12 protein-coding genes and 1 pseudogene are annotated in these 13,407 nt (G+C 60.6%); 6 read left to right on the forward strand and 7 right to left on the reverse strand.

Going from position 1 to position 13,407, the window contains the following annotated elements:
* Positions 1–463 precede the first annotated feature (463 nt).
* Positions 464–958, forward strand: a complete 495-nt coding sequence (locus tag NW845_RS10245) for a MarR family winged helix-turn-helix transcriptional regulator (protein ID WP_414366740.1) — start codon at positions 464–466, stop codon at positions 956–958.
* Positions 959–1,049: 91 nt separating this feature from the next.
* On the opposite strand, the gene NW845_RS10250 is transcribed toward NW845_RS10245, so the two are convergent.
* Positions 1,050–1,325 carry a hypothetical protein gene (locus NW845_RS10250; protein ID WP_414366738.1) on the reverse strand — a complete coding sequence of 92 codons (276 nt, stop codon included), beginning with the start codon at positions 1,323–1,325 and terminating at the stop codon, positions 1,050–1,052.
* Positions 1,326–1,541: 216 nt separating this feature from the next.
* Here NW845_RS10250 and NW845_RS10255 point away from each other — a divergent pair, with 216 nt between their 5' ends.
* Positions 1,542–2,069 (forward strand): TM2 domain-containing protein, encoded by a 528-nt coding sequence (locus NW845_RS10255; RefSeq protein ID WP_414370342.1) that lies wholly within the window; start codon positions 1,542–1,544, stop codon positions 2,067–2,069.
* A 7-nt stretch (positions 2,070–2,076) separates the two neighbouring features.
* Here NW845_RS10255 and NW845_RS10260 read toward each other — a convergent pair whose 3' ends face one another.
* Together NW845_RS10260 and NW845_RS10265 are read right to left on the reverse strand one after the other, a co-directional pair.
* A complete protein-coding gene (locus NW845_RS10260; protein WP_414378406.1) occupies positions 2,077–2,859 on the reverse strand; it encodes an ABC transporter permease in 783 nt (260 codons plus the stop codon).
* A complete protein-coding gene (locus NW845_RS10265; protein ID WP_414378407.1) occupies positions 2,856–3,779 on the reverse strand; it encodes an ABC transporter ATP-binding protein in 924 nt (307 codons plus the stop codon). The genes NW845_RS10260 and NW845_RS10265 overlap by 4 nt, the downstream gene beginning before the upstream one ends.
* Before the next feature lie 349 nt (positions 3,780–4,128).
* Between NW845_RS10265 and NW845_RS10270 the strand changes: the two genes are divergently transcribed.
* Positions 4,129–4,707: a DoxX family protein gene (locus tag NW845_RS10270; RefSeq protein WP_414378409.1), complete on the forward strand. Its 579-nt coding sequence runs from the start codon at positions 4,129–4,131 to the stop codon at positions 4,705–4,707.
* Between the two features lie 124 nt (positions 4,708–4,831).
* Here NW845_RS10270 and NW845_RS10275 read toward each other — a convergent pair whose 3' ends face one another.
* From NW845_RS10275 to NW845_RS10285, 3 genes are read right to left on the reverse strand one after another with little or no spacing between them, the layout of a single operon-like run.
* A complete protein-coding gene (locus NW845_RS10275; RefSeq protein WP_414378410.1) occupies positions 4,832–7,006 on the reverse strand; it encodes an RNA degradosome polyphosphate kinase in 2,175 nt (724 codons plus the stop codon).
* A gap of 57 nt (positions 7,007–7,063) precedes the next feature.
* Positions 7,064–8,023 (reverse strand): branched-chain amino acid ABC transporter permease, encoded by a 960-nt coding sequence (locus NW845_RS10280; RefSeq protein WP_414334031.1) that lies wholly within the window; start codon positions 8,021–8,023, stop codon positions 7,064–7,066.
* Entirely contained in the window at positions 8,023–8,997 is a 975-nt protein-coding gene (locus tag NW845_RS10285) for a branched-chain amino acid ABC transporter permease (protein ID WP_414378412.1), read from the reverse strand. Before NW845_RS10285 ends, NW845_RS10280 begins: the two co-directional genes overlap by 1 nt.
* Between NW845_RS10285 and lptC the strand changes: the two genes are divergently transcribed.
* Positions 8,996–9,997 carry an LPS export ABC transporter periplasmic protein LptC gene (lptC, locus tag NW845_RS10290; RefSeq protein ID WP_414378414.1) on the forward strand — a complete coding sequence of 334 codons (1,002 nt, stop codon included), beginning with the start codon at positions 8,996–8,998 and terminating at the stop codon, positions 9,995–9,997. The genes NW845_RS10285 and lptC overlap by 2 nt on opposite strands.
* Positions 9,998–10,079: 82 nt before the next feature.
* Entirely contained in the window at positions 10,080–11,753 is a 1,674-nt protein-coding gene (locus NW845_RS10295) for a sulfatase (protein ID WP_414378416.1), read from the forward strand.
* Between the two features lie 3 nt (positions 11,754–11,756).
* Here NW845_RS10295 and NW845_RS10300 read toward each other — a convergent pair whose 3' ends face one another.
* Positions 11,757–12,242, reverse strand: coding sequence for a DUF3531 family protein (locus tag NW845_RS10300; protein ID WP_414366439.1), 486 nt, complete (start codon positions 12,240–12,242; stop codon positions 11,757–11,759).
* A gap of 147 nt (positions 12,243–12,389) precedes the next feature.
* On the opposite strand from NW845_RS10300, the pseudogene NW845_RS10305 reads away from it, so the two are divergent.
* A pseudogene (locus tag NW845_RS10305) lies at positions 12,390–13,407 on the forward strand (RNA-guided endonuclease InsQ/TnpB family protein); the annotation flags it as partial.

A 13,407-nucleotide genomic window follows, 5' to 3' on the forward strand; every position in this document is an offset into this window, starting at 1 on the left:
AAACCGGCCTGGAGGTCCGTGGTTGGCTTGCCAACTGCAGGGCTACCCTTCGCGTCAGCGGCGCGTAGCGCTTAAGCTCGCTCCGTACCGCTTAGCGGTCGGAGCCGGGTAGTTTACTATCCAACTTCTGCAGTCGCAGCAACCGAATGGCGACACTTCGTCCGAGGGATCCGTCCAGACGCAGCCGGGATCCCTAGGGTTGAGGCTCGAGGTCGCTTCAAATAAGCTGGAAACACGCCGGGCTGGCCCTTGGCATTCTGTGGGCCGTTTCCGGTCTTCGCCCCGCTTCCGTAGGCCCCCTCTGGATATGGAGAGAGCTCCTGTGCGTTGCCTTGGGATGGAATAGCTCCACGGAGCTGGCGAAATGGCCGTTAATTTGTATTAGGACTATAGTGCAGTCGGCTATCATAAAGCCAAAACTGTTCTTGCTGGGTGGATTAGTCTCGTTCGGCGAGCTGCAGCGATGCCCACTTCTGCAGAGTCTCTGTCCTCTCCGCTTCCCCAAGGCGAGGCCCTCAAGCCCTCGGTGGTGGCGGCGCGGGAGCCTTTTTTGGGGCTGCTGCGGGATCTGGCGCGGGCTTACCAAGCCTTTGAAAACTACGCCAGCGCTCACATTCGTCAGATAGGGCTGACCGCCCCCCAATTCGATGTGTTGGTAACCATTGGCAACACTCCTGGCTTGACGATGAATATCCTGGCCCAGAAAACGCTGGTTACCAAAGGGACGCTGACCGGGATCGTGGATCGCCTGGAACAAAAGGGGCTAGTGCGCCGCGAGGTACCTCCAGAAAACCGCCGCTGCTTCAAGATCGTGCTTACCGAAGAGGGGGAAAAACTGTTTGAACAGGTCTTCCCGGCCCATGTGGCCTACCTGAAAGAGCGCTTTCAAAAGCTGAATCCGGAAGAGATGGCTCAGATCCAAGCCTGCTTGAAAAAGCTGCAAGCAATTTTCTATTAGATCCCTCCTTGCGAGAGAGGCTAAGCAGCGGGACTTTTCAGCAGGTGCAGTCAGCTCTGCCTAGGGCTAGATCGAGGAGCTAGCCACTGCCTCACCCCAAAACCCAGAGCATGAAGGTCACTCCCAAGGTAACGGCGCCGAAGAGGGCATAGCTAATCCGGCGCAGTGGCTGCAGTTGCATGGCATGCAGATCCTTAAGCCAACCCAGCCCCAGCGATTCCACAAAGCGATCTAACACTGCTTGCATGGGGTAGGCGTAAACGGATCCCTGTTCTTTGAAGTTGACTAGCACAACTAGCAGCGTGGCGTAGCCCCAGAGGAGGCCCCAGAGCACAGCACTCAACCCGATTAAGATGGGCTCAAGCATCGACCTTCCTTGGTCTCCTGGGGGCGTGACCGCCGTCCCCCCGACGGAGTTCTTCGAGCTGAAGAGCTGGATCTCATTTTCAGCCTCTTTATCTGCTTGAAGCTACCCTCCCACCTCTAGGCCCGCTTTCAAGGGCCAGAGCAGGGGTGTCCTGCCCGTCCAAGGCAAAAGATGGCAGACTAGGGTTACCAGTCCAAGCCATCTTGACTAATGCCCATGAGCTCTCGCTACCTGCTGCCCCCTGCCGAGCCCAAATCCGTCGGCACCGCCTATCTCCTCTGGGCGTTGGGCATATTCGGCATCTGCGGTGTCCATCGCTTTTACCTGGGCAAAACCGGGACAGGCTTTCTCTGGTTCTTTACCTTTGGCCTGTTGGGAATTGGCCAGTTGATTGACCTGTTTTTGATCCCAGGCATGGTGGAAGATTACAACTTCAAGCTGGCCGTCTTGCAAGGGATCCGCCCCTCTGGGGCTCCCGTCAAGTCTGTCTCGGCCCCGCCTCAGCCTTTGAAGGGTCAGGCGCTGATGCGGGAGATCCTACGGCTGGCGCAGCAGCGACAAGGGATCCTCACCCTCTCGGAGATCGCCATCGAGCTGCCTGCTGACTTTGACGAGATTGAAAAAGCGCTGCGAGAGCTAAGCCGACGGGGCATTGCCTCCCCTGAGAACAACCTCACCACCGGCGCAGTGGAGTACCACTTCCCTCACCTGTTGCGCTCCCCTGGCGACCGGCGCTCCCTCTGACAAGGTCCTACTGGGATCCCAGGATCCCCCGCTGTTTGGCCAGTTGCATTGCCCGGCGAAAGGCCAGCAAGCCCAGCCCGAAGTAGAAAAGGCCGCTGGCCAGAGCCATGAGCAGCCGCAGGGGATCCAATCCCACCTCCCGCACCATCAGATCCCGCAGCAGGCCAGCCCCTGCCGTCATGGGCAGCATCTGCCCCAGCCACTTCAGGGATCCCGACCACTCTTCTGTGGGGGTGGCTAGGAGAAAGAGCAGGCCGAATTGGCTCAGGATCAGCAGTTGTTGGATGCGCTTCCAAATCAAGGCAGCAGATCCCAGCAAAAACGAGAAGCCATAGGCCCCCAGCACCACGCTCAAGAGGGGCAACAACAGAGTGGGAGGAAAGCGCAGCCGGCTGCCTGTCAACAGCAAAATGACGCCCAAAATAACGACGACGACGGAAAAGCGCAACACCAAGCTGGCGCAGGCCCGCGCCAAAAACAGGGTGGCCGCCGAAAAGGGCGAGAGCAACACCTGCTCCAAGGTGCCTGTCTGGGCTTCCACCTGCAAGTTGAGGGCAATATCGTTCACCACAAAAATCACCAGCGTCCAGAGCACATAGCCGATCACCACCGCGTCCAGCCGTTCGCCAAATTGGGAGGCCGGCCCCGCCACATACTGAGCGCCGGCAAAGAGGGCATAGAAGAAAAAGGTGGTGATCAGGATCCCGCCCAGGGCTTCTGCCGGATAGCGGATGTACTGGATCCAGGTGCGCTTTAGCTCCGCCCAAAACAGGTACAGCAGTGGTCTCATCTCCTCTGCAGCAGCTTGAGAAAAATGTGGGTGAGATCCGCTTCCTCTCGCTTAACGCCAAGCAGGGGCAAGGGCTTGAGGATCTCCAGCACCTGATACAACGCCTCTGAAGAGCCGCCAAAGCGCAACTGATGGAAGCCGAGAATCTCCACCCCTTGCTGGAGCAGGCGCTCAGCCCGGCTGGGATCCAGCTCTTGTTCCAACTCAATCCGATAAGTACTGGCTGCGCCGGCAAACTGGCGGATCAGCTCCTGCGTGGGGGCCTGGCAGAGGATTCTCCCCCCCTCGATCACGGCCACCTGGTCTGAGAGGGCCTCGGCCATCTCCAGTTGGTGGGTAGTGAGGAGAATGGCCCGACCTGCAGCGGCAATTTGGCGGATCAAGGATTTCACTGCTTGGGCGGCTTCCACATCCAGCCCCAGGGTGGGCTCATCCAAAAGTAGCAGAGCCGGCTGGTGCAAGAGGGCAACAGCAATGGCCACCTTCTGCTGCATACCCCGCGAAAGGGTCTGCACAGCAACATCCCGTTTTTCCAGCAGGCCAAAGGTCTCCAGTAGCTCCAGCCCCCGCTGGCGAGCCGTTCTGGGGGATAGCCCCCGCAGCACGCCAAAGTACTCTAAGTTTTGCAAAGGGGTCAGCCGCCAGTAGAGGTTGCGGTTGCCTTCCAGCACCGCCCCCACCTGGGCCAGCGCACCCGCATCGGCGTGGGGATCCCGTCCCAGGATGCGCACCGTGCCAGCATCCGGCCGGATCAGCCCAGCAATCATCTTGATGGTGGTGGTCTTGCCGGCTCCATTGGGCCCCAAGAAAGCCAGGATCTCCCCTGCCGCCAGCGTCAGAGAGACATCCACCACCGCCCGCACCTGCTTGCCCCCCTGCCGGTAGGTTTTCTGGAGGTGGTGGGCTTCGAGAACTTTCATGACTTTTTTATTTCTTTTATGTCTTTGCTGAGAGAGATACAAGGAAAGGAATCGCTTTCAAGAAGAATGGCGTCAACACCTCATAAGAATAGGCAGCCGAGAACTTCCCTGGCTAACCCTATCTGGGCAGCAAGACAGCGGCAGGGATCCCAGCCAGCCAGGAGATGAACCCGAACTAGAGCCGCGCAGGCCTTGGCCGGGGATCCCATCGGTTTGCTGCGCCTGCTGGGAAAACGATTGCCTACGATCTAGACCCCTCTTGTCGAGGCAGGGGATCCCGCCCTGGTCTTGTTACAGAAATTTAGAATCGTTACAATAGTTAGCATCTTTGCATTGCAGGTTTCATCTTATGGCACTCACTCAGCGCTTTCCCGTGCTGTTTGTCTCAGTTTTGCGTCACGACAGCGTAGCCCCGCGCTGGTCTCAAGTGGCGTGGACCGTCTTGCGGGTGGTGGCAGGGCTATTCATGATTCACAACGGCCTCGACAAACTGGCTGATATCGAGGGGTTTGCAACGGCTTATGTAGAAGTGATCGGGTTGCCTTTCCCGATCTTTTTTGCTTATGTAGCTGCCTATACTGAACTGATCGCAGCTCCGCTGGTGGCAGTGGGTTTGTTGACCCGCGCGGCGGCGTTGGGTTTGTTCGCCACGATGGCGGTGGCCATGTTCCACCACATCAAGGTGGCTGGCTTCAGCGTTCCTTATCTGGAGCTATCGGCTATCTACGCGGCCATCTTCTTGGCCTTTGCAGTAAATGGCGGCGGTTGGTTCTCTCTGGATCAGCTCTTGGTGAACGGTATTGAGGCGGGGCTGAACCGCTCCAGCCGACAAAAGTTGGAGAGCCTGGAGTCTTCGCTGCAAGCCACCGAGCAGGTAATTGCGCTGGGCGAGCAAGAGGCCGAGGCTGCCAAAACCCCTCGCTCCTGAGCCATCCCGCTAGCGGCAAAACCGCAACTCCCCTCTCCCACTGGGAGAGGGGCAGGGGGTGAGGGTCAGCTCCCCCTGAGAGAGAGGATGAGGGTGTTCGCGCTAGCGGCGCAGAGCGCTTGGGCTAGATGCGGCTGGCGGCTCGCTCCATCAGGCGTTGGTGGGTGGAGCGCACCGGCTCTCCCGGCTTAGGCTGCCGCTGCACATAGGTGCCATCGGGGCGCAGCTCCCAAGCTTGCCGGTTATCCGTCAGACAAATCTCCAAGATCGCCTTCAGCTCTTGCTGCAACAGGGGATCCTCTACAGGGGTCACCACCTCGACGCGGCGATCCAGGTTGCGGGTCATGTAGTCGGCGCTGCCAATGAAGTACTCTTCCTGGCCGTCGTTGTAGAAGTAGAAGATGCGGGAGTGCTCCAAAAAGCGCCCGATGATGCTGATAACGCGGATGCGCTCGCTCAGGCCCGGGATCCCTGGTTTTAGGCAGCACATGCCGCGCACAATGAGATCAATCTCTACTCCTGCCTGGCTAGCCTCATAGAGCACTTGGATCATGCGTGGGTCGGTGAGGGAGTTGACCTTGACGATGATGCGCCCTTGGCGTCCTGCCTGGGCATGGCGCATCTCTCGCCGGATCAAGGCTTCCATGCCCTGGCGCAAGGTACGGGGGGCCACCAGCAGCTTGCGGAAGTGCCGCTGCCGCGAGTAGCCAGTTAGCAGGTTAAACAACTCGGTTACATCGTTGCAGAGGGTCTCGTTGCAGGTAAACAGGCCCAGATCGGTGTAGATACGGGCGGTCTTGGGGTTGTAGTTGCCGGTGCCGATGTGGACATAGCGCCGCAGGGATCCCCCCTCTTCCCGCACCACCAGGGCCAACTTGCAGTGGATCTTCAGCCCTGGCAGGCCATAGGCCACGTGCACCCCGGCTTTTTCCAGCTTCTTGGCCCAGAGGATGTTGTTTTCTTCGTCGAAACGGGCCTTCAGCTCCACCAGAGCGGCCACCTGCTTGCCGTTTTCGGCAGCCTGGATGAGGGATCCCACCACCGACGAATCGCCAGAGGTGCGGTAGAGGGTTTGCTTAATGGTGAGCACCTGCGGATCGTTGGCCGCCTCCTCCAGAAACCGTTCCACACTGGCAGCAAAGGAGTCGTAGGGGTGATGCACCAGCAGATCCCCTTCCCGGATGACGGAGAAGATATCCACCGGCTCGTCGCTGACCGAGGCAGTACGCAAGCGGGGAGGAGTGACGGGCCCCCAAGGGGGATCCTTTAAATCGGGCCGGTTTAGGTTGAGAAACGCCATCAGCCCCCCCATGTTGAGGAGCCCATCCACCTCGTAGACAGAGTCAGCATCCAGATGCAGCTCTTCGCAGAGCCGCTGTCGAATGGCAGACGGCATGGACTTGGCAATCTCCATGCGCACCACCGAGCCGAAGCGGCGCTTGCGCAGCTCTTCTTGAATGGCCGCGAGCAGATCGTCGGCTTCGTCCTCTTGGATTTCCAGATCGGCACCGCGGGTGATGCGGAAGGGGTAGTACTCCAGCACTTCCATGCCCACGAACAGCGCCTCCAGATGGTGGGCAATCACCTGCTCCAGCGGCACAAAGCTCACCCCGTCCCGCAGCGGCACAAAGCGGGGCAGGGTGCTGGGCACCTTGATGCGGGCAAAGTGTTCCCTGCCGGTTTCCGGATCCCGCACCACCACCGCCAAGCTGAGGCTGAGGTTGGAGATGTAGGGGAAAGGATGGCCCGGATCCACCGCCAAGGGAGTGAGCACGGGAAACAACCGTTGGTCGAAATACTCCCGCAGCTCCTGCCGCTCCGGCTCGGCCAGCTCAGAAAAATCGCGGATGTGAATGCCTTGTTCCGCCAGCTTAGGCACCAATTCCTGCCGAAAACACTCGTGTACCTTTTGAATCAGGGGGCGCAGGTGCTGGGAAATCTGCCGCAACTGCTGCTGCGGCGTGAGGCCATCGGGGGTCGGCAGCAGCACGCCTGTTTCCAACTGACGGCGGATCACCGCCACCCGCACCATAAAGAACTCGTCCAGGTTGCTTTCGAAAATAGCGAGGAACTTCAGCCGCTCCAAGAGGGGGGTGCGCTCGTCCAGGGCCTCGTGCAAAACCCGGGCGTTGAACTCAATCCAGCTCAGCTCCCGGTTGAAGTAGTGCTCCGGCAAGGCATAGCCCTCCTGGATGGGCGCAGTCGAGATCCCTGGCTGGCCGGCATTGGGGGGGGAACCTGTCGCATCGGGGTTGCGGGGCGACAAGGAGGAGTCCGTTTCCTTGGGGCGCGGAGTCATGGTGGCCGAGATCTGGGTTGTCTCAAAGCGTCAACAACGGCTGGAGCCGACCCAATCCTATCCTGCTGGGTTCTGCTTGGAGGAGGCGGAAGTGTCCAAAACAGGCTTGGGCGGGCGTTCTGGCAACAGCCCTTGGGAGCGGGTAAGCAGAATTACCTGCAGCAGGATCCCGATCAACAAAATGCGCAAGGGACCGGCCCGGGTGGCCCACTGGGGCGGCAGACGGTTGGTCAACCACTCGCTGCCCGACCACACCCCCCAAATGGCCAGCACCCCCAGCAGGGCGCCGCGATTGTTGCCGCTGCCCCCCGCGATCAACATCACCCAGACGATAAAGGTGGCAAACTCCGGCTGGAAGGCTTCCGGGCTGATGAAATTGACAAAGTGGGCATAGAGCGCCCCCGCCAGCCCCATCAGCATGGATCCCAGCACAAACGCCTGCAGGCGAAACTGGAGGACATCTTTGCCGGCGGCCAGGGTTGCCGGCTCATCCTCGCGGATGGCCCGCAGCACCCGTCCCCAGGGGGAGCGATAGGCCCGCTCACTCAGCCAGTAAACCACCGCCAAGACCAGCAGCACCAAGCCCAAGTAGAGCAGTGTATCCTGCCCTGGGATCCAGCCGCGAAAGGGGCGCGGAATGCGGGTGATGCCGCGCACCCCGTTGGTCAGCCAGCCCTCGTTCCTCAGGATTTGGCTGATGATCTCGGCAATGCCGATGGTGGCAATAGCCAAATAGTCGGAGCGCAGCTTCAGGGTGATCAAGCCAATCAAGAAGGCGATCGCACCGGCGGCGGCTACTGCTATGGCAAAGCCCACCCAGAACGGCAGATTGAACCCGCCCAGATGTTCAGGGGTGGGCGGCGTCGTGGCTATGGCGCTGGCGTAGGCCCCCACAGCAAAAAAGGCCCCCACGCCGATGTTGAACATGCCGGCATAGCCCCACTGGATATTGAGGCCCAGCACCAGCACGCCGTAGATCCCCACCAAAACCAAAAAGAAGATGGCGTAGCTCAACATCAGGCCCGCCCCCCCAATAGCCCTGTGGGCCGGAAGATCAGCATCAGCACCAAAATGGCGAAGGCTACCCCTGTTTTGTAAGCCGGATTGATCGCTAAAGTCGAGAACTCCTCCGCCAGGCCAATTACCAGCCCCCCAGCAATGGCTCCATAGGGACGGCCAATGCCGCCGAGAATGGCCGCCGCAAAAACGGGCAACAACAGCCGCCAGCCCATGGTGGGGTGCAGCCGCGTATCCAGGCCCAGGAAGATGCCCGCCACACAGGCCAAGGCGGCGCCGATGGCCCAAGTCCAGAGGATGATCCGCTCCGTCTCAATGCCGGTCACCTTGGCCAAGTCAAAATTGTCGGCCATGGCCCGCATCGCTTTGCCCACCCGCGTGCGCTGCAAAAACAGGTGCAGAGCCACCACCAGCAAGGCCGTTCCCACCAGAATCACCACCCAATCCGGCTTGATGCGCAGCCCCCCCAACTGCCAGGGCAACTGAATGCCGCTGCGGTACACTTGGTTGTTGGGCCCCCAAACGATCTGCACCAAGCTGCGCAAGATCAGAGCCGTGCCAAAAGAAGAAATGAGCAAAATCACCGGTGCTTCCCGGCGCAGGCGGCGATAGATCAGTTGGTCGATCCCCACCGCGCAAAGTGCCGTCGCCAAGGCCGCCGGGATCCAGCTCACCCCAATCGGCCAACCCAACCCGACAAACGTTAGAGCAAAATAGGCCCCCAAGGTCATCAGATCCCCGTGGGCAAAGTTGGCAAAACGCAAAATGCCGAACGTCAGCGACACCCCGATCGCCCCCAGGGCGTAGATGCTGCCCAGGACGAGGCCGTAGATAAAAAGCTGCAACAGTTGGGCCACCCTTGCCCCCGCAATACCCTGCCCTGATGATGCCACGGGTTTGCCGAGAGCGGGATCCCATCCGGCCCAGCGGCAGGGTAGAGCTAGGGTAGGAGAAAGCGCGCAAGAGAGATCCATGCAGCCCAACTCTTCCCGGATCCCAGGTTGGCTAGTGGTTTTGGCCCTGCTGAGCGCTGCCTGTGGTGGGCCGGAGCCACCTCCAAGCAGGGATCCGGGTGTCCCGCGCGAGCCTATCTCCACTCCCCAGTTAATCTACGAAAACATCACTCTCACCCAGGCCAAACCCGATGGTGGCCTGCTCTGGCGCCTACAGGCGCGCCTGGCCGAATACGAGTCCCCCCCAGAAAACGGCTCCACTCCCGTACAGTTGGGATCTGCCCATTTGCAGTCTATCGAGGGAGAGTTTTTCGACGCAGACGATCGCGCCATTCGCCTCCGGGCCGAGCGGGGATCCGCCTATCCTGGCGAGCGGCGGCTGGAATTGACGGGCCAAGTGGTGGTGGAATCGGAGCGGGACAACCTGCGCCTGCAGGCAGAGCGGCTGCAGTGGCTGCCGGAAGAGCGCCTCCTCGAAGCCGAGGGCCAGGTACAGGTGGAGCTGTTGGACGGCCAGGGATCCCTGTGGGGGGATCGTTTGCGCATCGACTTTGGCCAGGCCCAGATGCAACTGGAGAATTGGGATCCAAGCCAACCGGTGCGGGCCAAGTATCGCGATCCGGAGCTGGAGCTGACCGCCAGCCGCTTGCTCTGGAACTTTGGTGCCGGCGAGGTGCAGGCGTTGGGAGCAGTCGAGGTGAATGCGCCCCAGCAAAGGGTGCGCCTCAGCGGCGAGCAATTGCAGGCCCCGCTGCCCCTGACCGAGCTGCGCCTGCTGGGCAACGTGAAAGCCAAAGCCGTTCCCGTTGGCGGAACGGGATCCCTGCAGACCGGCCAAGAGCTGGAAGCCCAAGAGATCCGCTGGCGCATCGGCTCCACCCAACTGCAAGCCCTGGGCAATGTGCGCTACCGCCAGCCTGGACAAGCCCTGACTGTGAGCGGTGACCAAGGGATCCTGGATTGGCAGGCCAACACCGCTCGGATCCAAGGCAACAGCCAAACCCGGCTCACTTTGCCCTAGGAGCCGGCGGCAAAGGGCCAACAAGAGCATGTCAAGATAGTTTAAGAACCGTGTTGGGTGGGTTGTGGTGAGGAGTTCAGCAATGGCAGAGACCGCCTGGGGGGAACGCCCCAACATTCTGTTAATCGTGCTGGATACCCAGCGGGCGGATCGCCTTTCCTGCTACTGGTCAGAGGAAGAGCGGGCCTGCCAGGTGCCCACCAGCCCCAACCTGGATCGGCTGGCCGCTGAGTCCACCCTCTTCGAGCGGGCCATCGCCCCCGCCCAGTGGACGATCCCCTCCCACGCCTCCCTGTTTACGGGGGAATACCCCAGCACCCACCAAACCGTTCAGGCAGACCTGGAGCTGAGCCCTGCTCTACCCACTCTGGCGGAGCTGTTGAAGCTGGGCGGCTACACCACCGTGGGCTTTTGCAACAACCCCCTGGTCGGGATCCTGAAAAACGGCCTGCGGCGCGGCTTCGACACCTTCTACAACTACGGCGGGGCCCTGCCCACCCGCCCTCCCGAAGGCAACCCTCTGCCGGCTCCCCTCAACCGCTGGCTGGCCGCCTACACCCAGTTTTGGCGCCGTCTCTCCTACCCGGTGCAAAATGCCTTTGCCCGCTCCGACACCCTTTTTCAGTTGGCGCTGCACCCCTGGTTTGCCTCCCTCTGGACCCGCCTGATGAACTTTAAGGGCAACACGGCTGCCTCCATCGCCGACCTGAACCGCTACCTGCAGCAGATAGCCCGCCGCCCTGCCGGAGCACCGCCTTTCTTTTGCTTCGTCAACCTAATGGAGCCCCACCTGCCCTACTGGCCGCCGGAGCCCTTTGTGCAGAAATACGCCCCCTACTTCAAGACCAACCGCGAGGCGCGCGACTTTTTGCGCCAGTACAACGCCCAGCCCTACCGCTGGATGGCGCCCCTGCCGCAGCCGCTTTCTCCCCTGCAAGCGCAGGTGCTCAGGGACATCTACGATGCCGAGGTGGCCTACCAGGATCACCTGCTGGGATCCGTCTTCGCCACCCTGCGCCACACCGGCCTGGAGCAGAACACTCTGGTGGCTATCGTCGCGGATCACGGCGAAGGCTTGGGGGAGCACGACTTCGTCGGCCATGCTTTTGTGGTTTACGAAGAGCTGATCCGCGTCCCCCTGATCCTGCATTACCCCGGCTATTTTCCGGCAGGAAAGCGCGTGGCCACCCCCGTTTCCACCCGCCGCCTCTTTCATACTCTCTTGGAAGCTGCCGGCTTCCGCCCCAGCCTTTCTCTAGCCAACGGCGCCCCCCGTATCAGCCTCAAGCTTCGCCGCGAGATCGCCCGCCTCAGCCTGACCCGCACCCTGGCCGGTGAGGATCCGGAGCAGGGGGTGGTGCTCAGCGAGGCCTTCCCGCCCCACCTTCTCCTGCGGGCCATGGAAAACCGCAACGACAGCCTGCTGCAGGCGCGCGCCTGTTACGACACCCGCCGAGCCCTCTACGAAGGGGTGACCAAGCTGATCCAAACCGGAGATTGCCCCAGCCTCTACAACCTGGAGCAGGATCCGGCGGAACTGCGGGATCTGCTCTTGGCCGGGATCCCTTCTCAGCCGGGGGATCCTGAGTTGGGATCCCTTTCTCCACAGGCTTGGCTAGACCGCCTGCGGCAAGGGCTAAGGCAGTGGGTGGAGTGGGCAGAATCGCGCCGGCCCAGCACCGCTCCTCGCCGAGTTGACATGGAAAGCAACGCAGACTTGGTGCGGCGGATGCAAGAGCTGGGCTACCTGGAGTAGGAGCTATTCCAGCTCCCCCTCTTCCCCCCAATGATCCCGCAGGTAGCCGTTGAGATCGTAGGCATCTGTCTCCTCGGGATCCGCCGTCGGCCAGTCCTCGTTCTGCCCACCGATGATGACGCGGGTGAGGCCAATGTATTCTAAGCTGAGGGTGCGCAAGGCGTTGATCAACACATCCAGCGCCAAGGCATCGGCAGTGCCCAGATCAAACCAGCAGCGGGCCCAGTTGTCCTTTTCTTCCAGGGATCCCATGTTGTGCATCAGGGAGGTCAAGGGAGCCGAGTCGCTAGGGTACTCCAAGTAGCTGAGATCCGCCTCGGCCTCTTGGGCCACCAGGCGCTCGGCGTTAAATCCCCCCAACTTGCCTAGCACATACCACGACTCTAGGACTTCCCTGAGGTACTCCAACTCCGCTGGAACCGGCGGCTCCGCAAACTCAAACCAGATCCAGAGATTTCCCGGATCGCACTCGCGAAACTCCACTTGCATGGACGGTTTCTCAGCTAGGCCTAGCCATCGATCTTAGTCTGGCCCAGGTCAGCTAGAAACCGCAGGAGCCCCGCCCTGTACCCCCGTATACGGGGGGAGGGGGGCCAGTCAGGGTCGGGAGGAATGCGGATGACGTATAGTTGCAACATGACCCAAGTTTTAACTATCTCCTGCAAGCTCAAGGTATCTGCTTCGCAAGCCCTAAAGCTAGAGGCAACCTTGTCGGCTTTTGCACAAGCACTCCTTGCGCCAGCGGGGCGGAGGCCTTACTGGGTCAACCAAAACACACCAGAGAAGGTGGTCAACCCAGTCAAGCTTCAATCGCTCTGCTACCGCGAAATTCGTACCCGCTTTGGGCTCTCCAGCAATAAGGACTCCGTCCCGCTAGCGCGAGTGACACAACAGGTGTGCAGAAGGTTGGCCGCTGCTCGCAAGGTTGCCCAGCAAAAGAATCGTCCGGTCAAAGCGTTCAAGGGCGGCTTTGTTACCTACGATGCCCGCATCTTCTCTTTCCGGGAGAAGGACTGGACGGTGTCGCTGACCACCGTTGAGGGATGCGAACGCTTTGAGCTGGATGTTGGCTCCTACCAGCGTGGCAGGCTGGCGGGTTCAAATCCCAAAGCGGCCACGTTGGTCAAAGGCCAAGACGGTTCCTACTTCATCCAGATTGGTGTGGAATCTGAGGCGCTGGAACTGCAGAGCACTGCCAAGGCGATTGGCGTGGATTTGAGTAGGAGAGATATTGCCCATACCTCTGAGGGAGAGAACTGGAATGGACAGCAGCTGAACCGGGTCAGAGACCACTACTCCCGGTTGAGAGCGGCTCTGCAACGCAAGGCCAGCAAGGGCACACGCAGTTCTCGGCGCAGGTGTCGGGAGTTGTTGCAACGGCTGTCTGGTCGGGAGAGGCGCTTTCAAGCTTGGGTGAACCATCGCATCTCCAAGTCCATTGTTGCTAGGGCACTGGCCACCCACCGTTTTATTGCCTTGGAGGACTTGACTGGAATTGAATTAGAGAACGTACCAATCAACAGTCGCGTAGTAAAGTCGAGCGGCGGCAGGCCAATAGTTGGGCGTTCTACCCGTTACGGCAGTTTGTGCACTACAAGGCCGCCAGAGCAGGGATCCAGGTTGTGGTGGTGCCGCCTGCCTACAGCTCGCAGAC

It is taken from the genome of Synechococcus sp. H60.2 (assembly GCF_047462315.1).
In the GTDB taxonomy this organism is placed as follows: domain Bacteria; phylum Cyanobacteriota; class Cyanobacteriia; order Thermostichales; family Thermostichaceae; genus Thermostichus.

Coding starts and splice junctions, on each gene's coding strand:
- NW845_RS10245 (WP_414366740.1), top strand. CDS start 464: ATGCCCACTTCTGCAGAGTCTCTGTCCTCTCCGCTTCCCCAAGGCGAG.
- NW845_RS10250 (WP_414366738.1), bottom strand. CDS start 1,325: ATGCTTGAGCCCATCTTAATCGGGTTGAGTGCTGTGCTCTGGGGCCTC.
- NW845_RS10255 (WP_414370342.1), top strand. CDS start 1,542: ATGAGCTCTCGCTACCTGCTGCCCCCTGCCGAGCCCAAATCCGTCGGC.
- NW845_RS10260 (WP_414378406.1), bottom strand. CDS start 2,859: ATGAGACCACTGCTGTACCTGTTTTGGGCGGAGCTAAAGCGCACCTGG.
- NW845_RS10265 (WP_414378407.1), bottom strand. CDS start 3,779: ATGAAAGTTCTCGAAGCCCACCACCTCCAGAAAACCTACCGGCAGGGG.
- NW845_RS10270 (WP_414378409.1), top strand. CDS start 4,129: ATGGCACTCACTCAGCGCTTTCCCGTGCTGTTTGTCTCAGTTTTGCGT.
- NW845_RS10275 (WP_414378410.1), bottom strand. CDS start 7,006: ATGACTCCGCGCCCCAAGGAAACGGACTCCTCCTTGTCGCCCCGCAAC.
- NW845_RS10280 (WP_414334031.1), bottom strand. CDS start 8,023: ATGTTGAGCTACGCCATCTTCTTTTTGGTTTTGGTGGGGATCTACGGC.
- lptC (WP_414378414.1), top strand. CDS start 8,996: ATGCAGCCCAACTCTTCCCGGATCCCAGGTTGGCTAGTGGTTTTGGCC.
- NW845_RS10285 (WP_414378412.1), bottom strand. CDS start 8,997: ATGGATCTCTCTTGCGCGCTTTCTCCTACCCTAGCTCTACCCTGCCGC.
- NW845_RS10295 (WP_414378416.1), top strand. CDS start 10,080: ATGGCAGAGACCGCCTGGGGGGAACGCCCCAACATTCTGTTAATCGTG.
- NW845_RS10300 (WP_414366439.1), bottom strand. CDS start 12,242: ATGCAAGTGGAGTTTCGCGAGTGCGATCCGGGAAATCTCTGGATCTGG.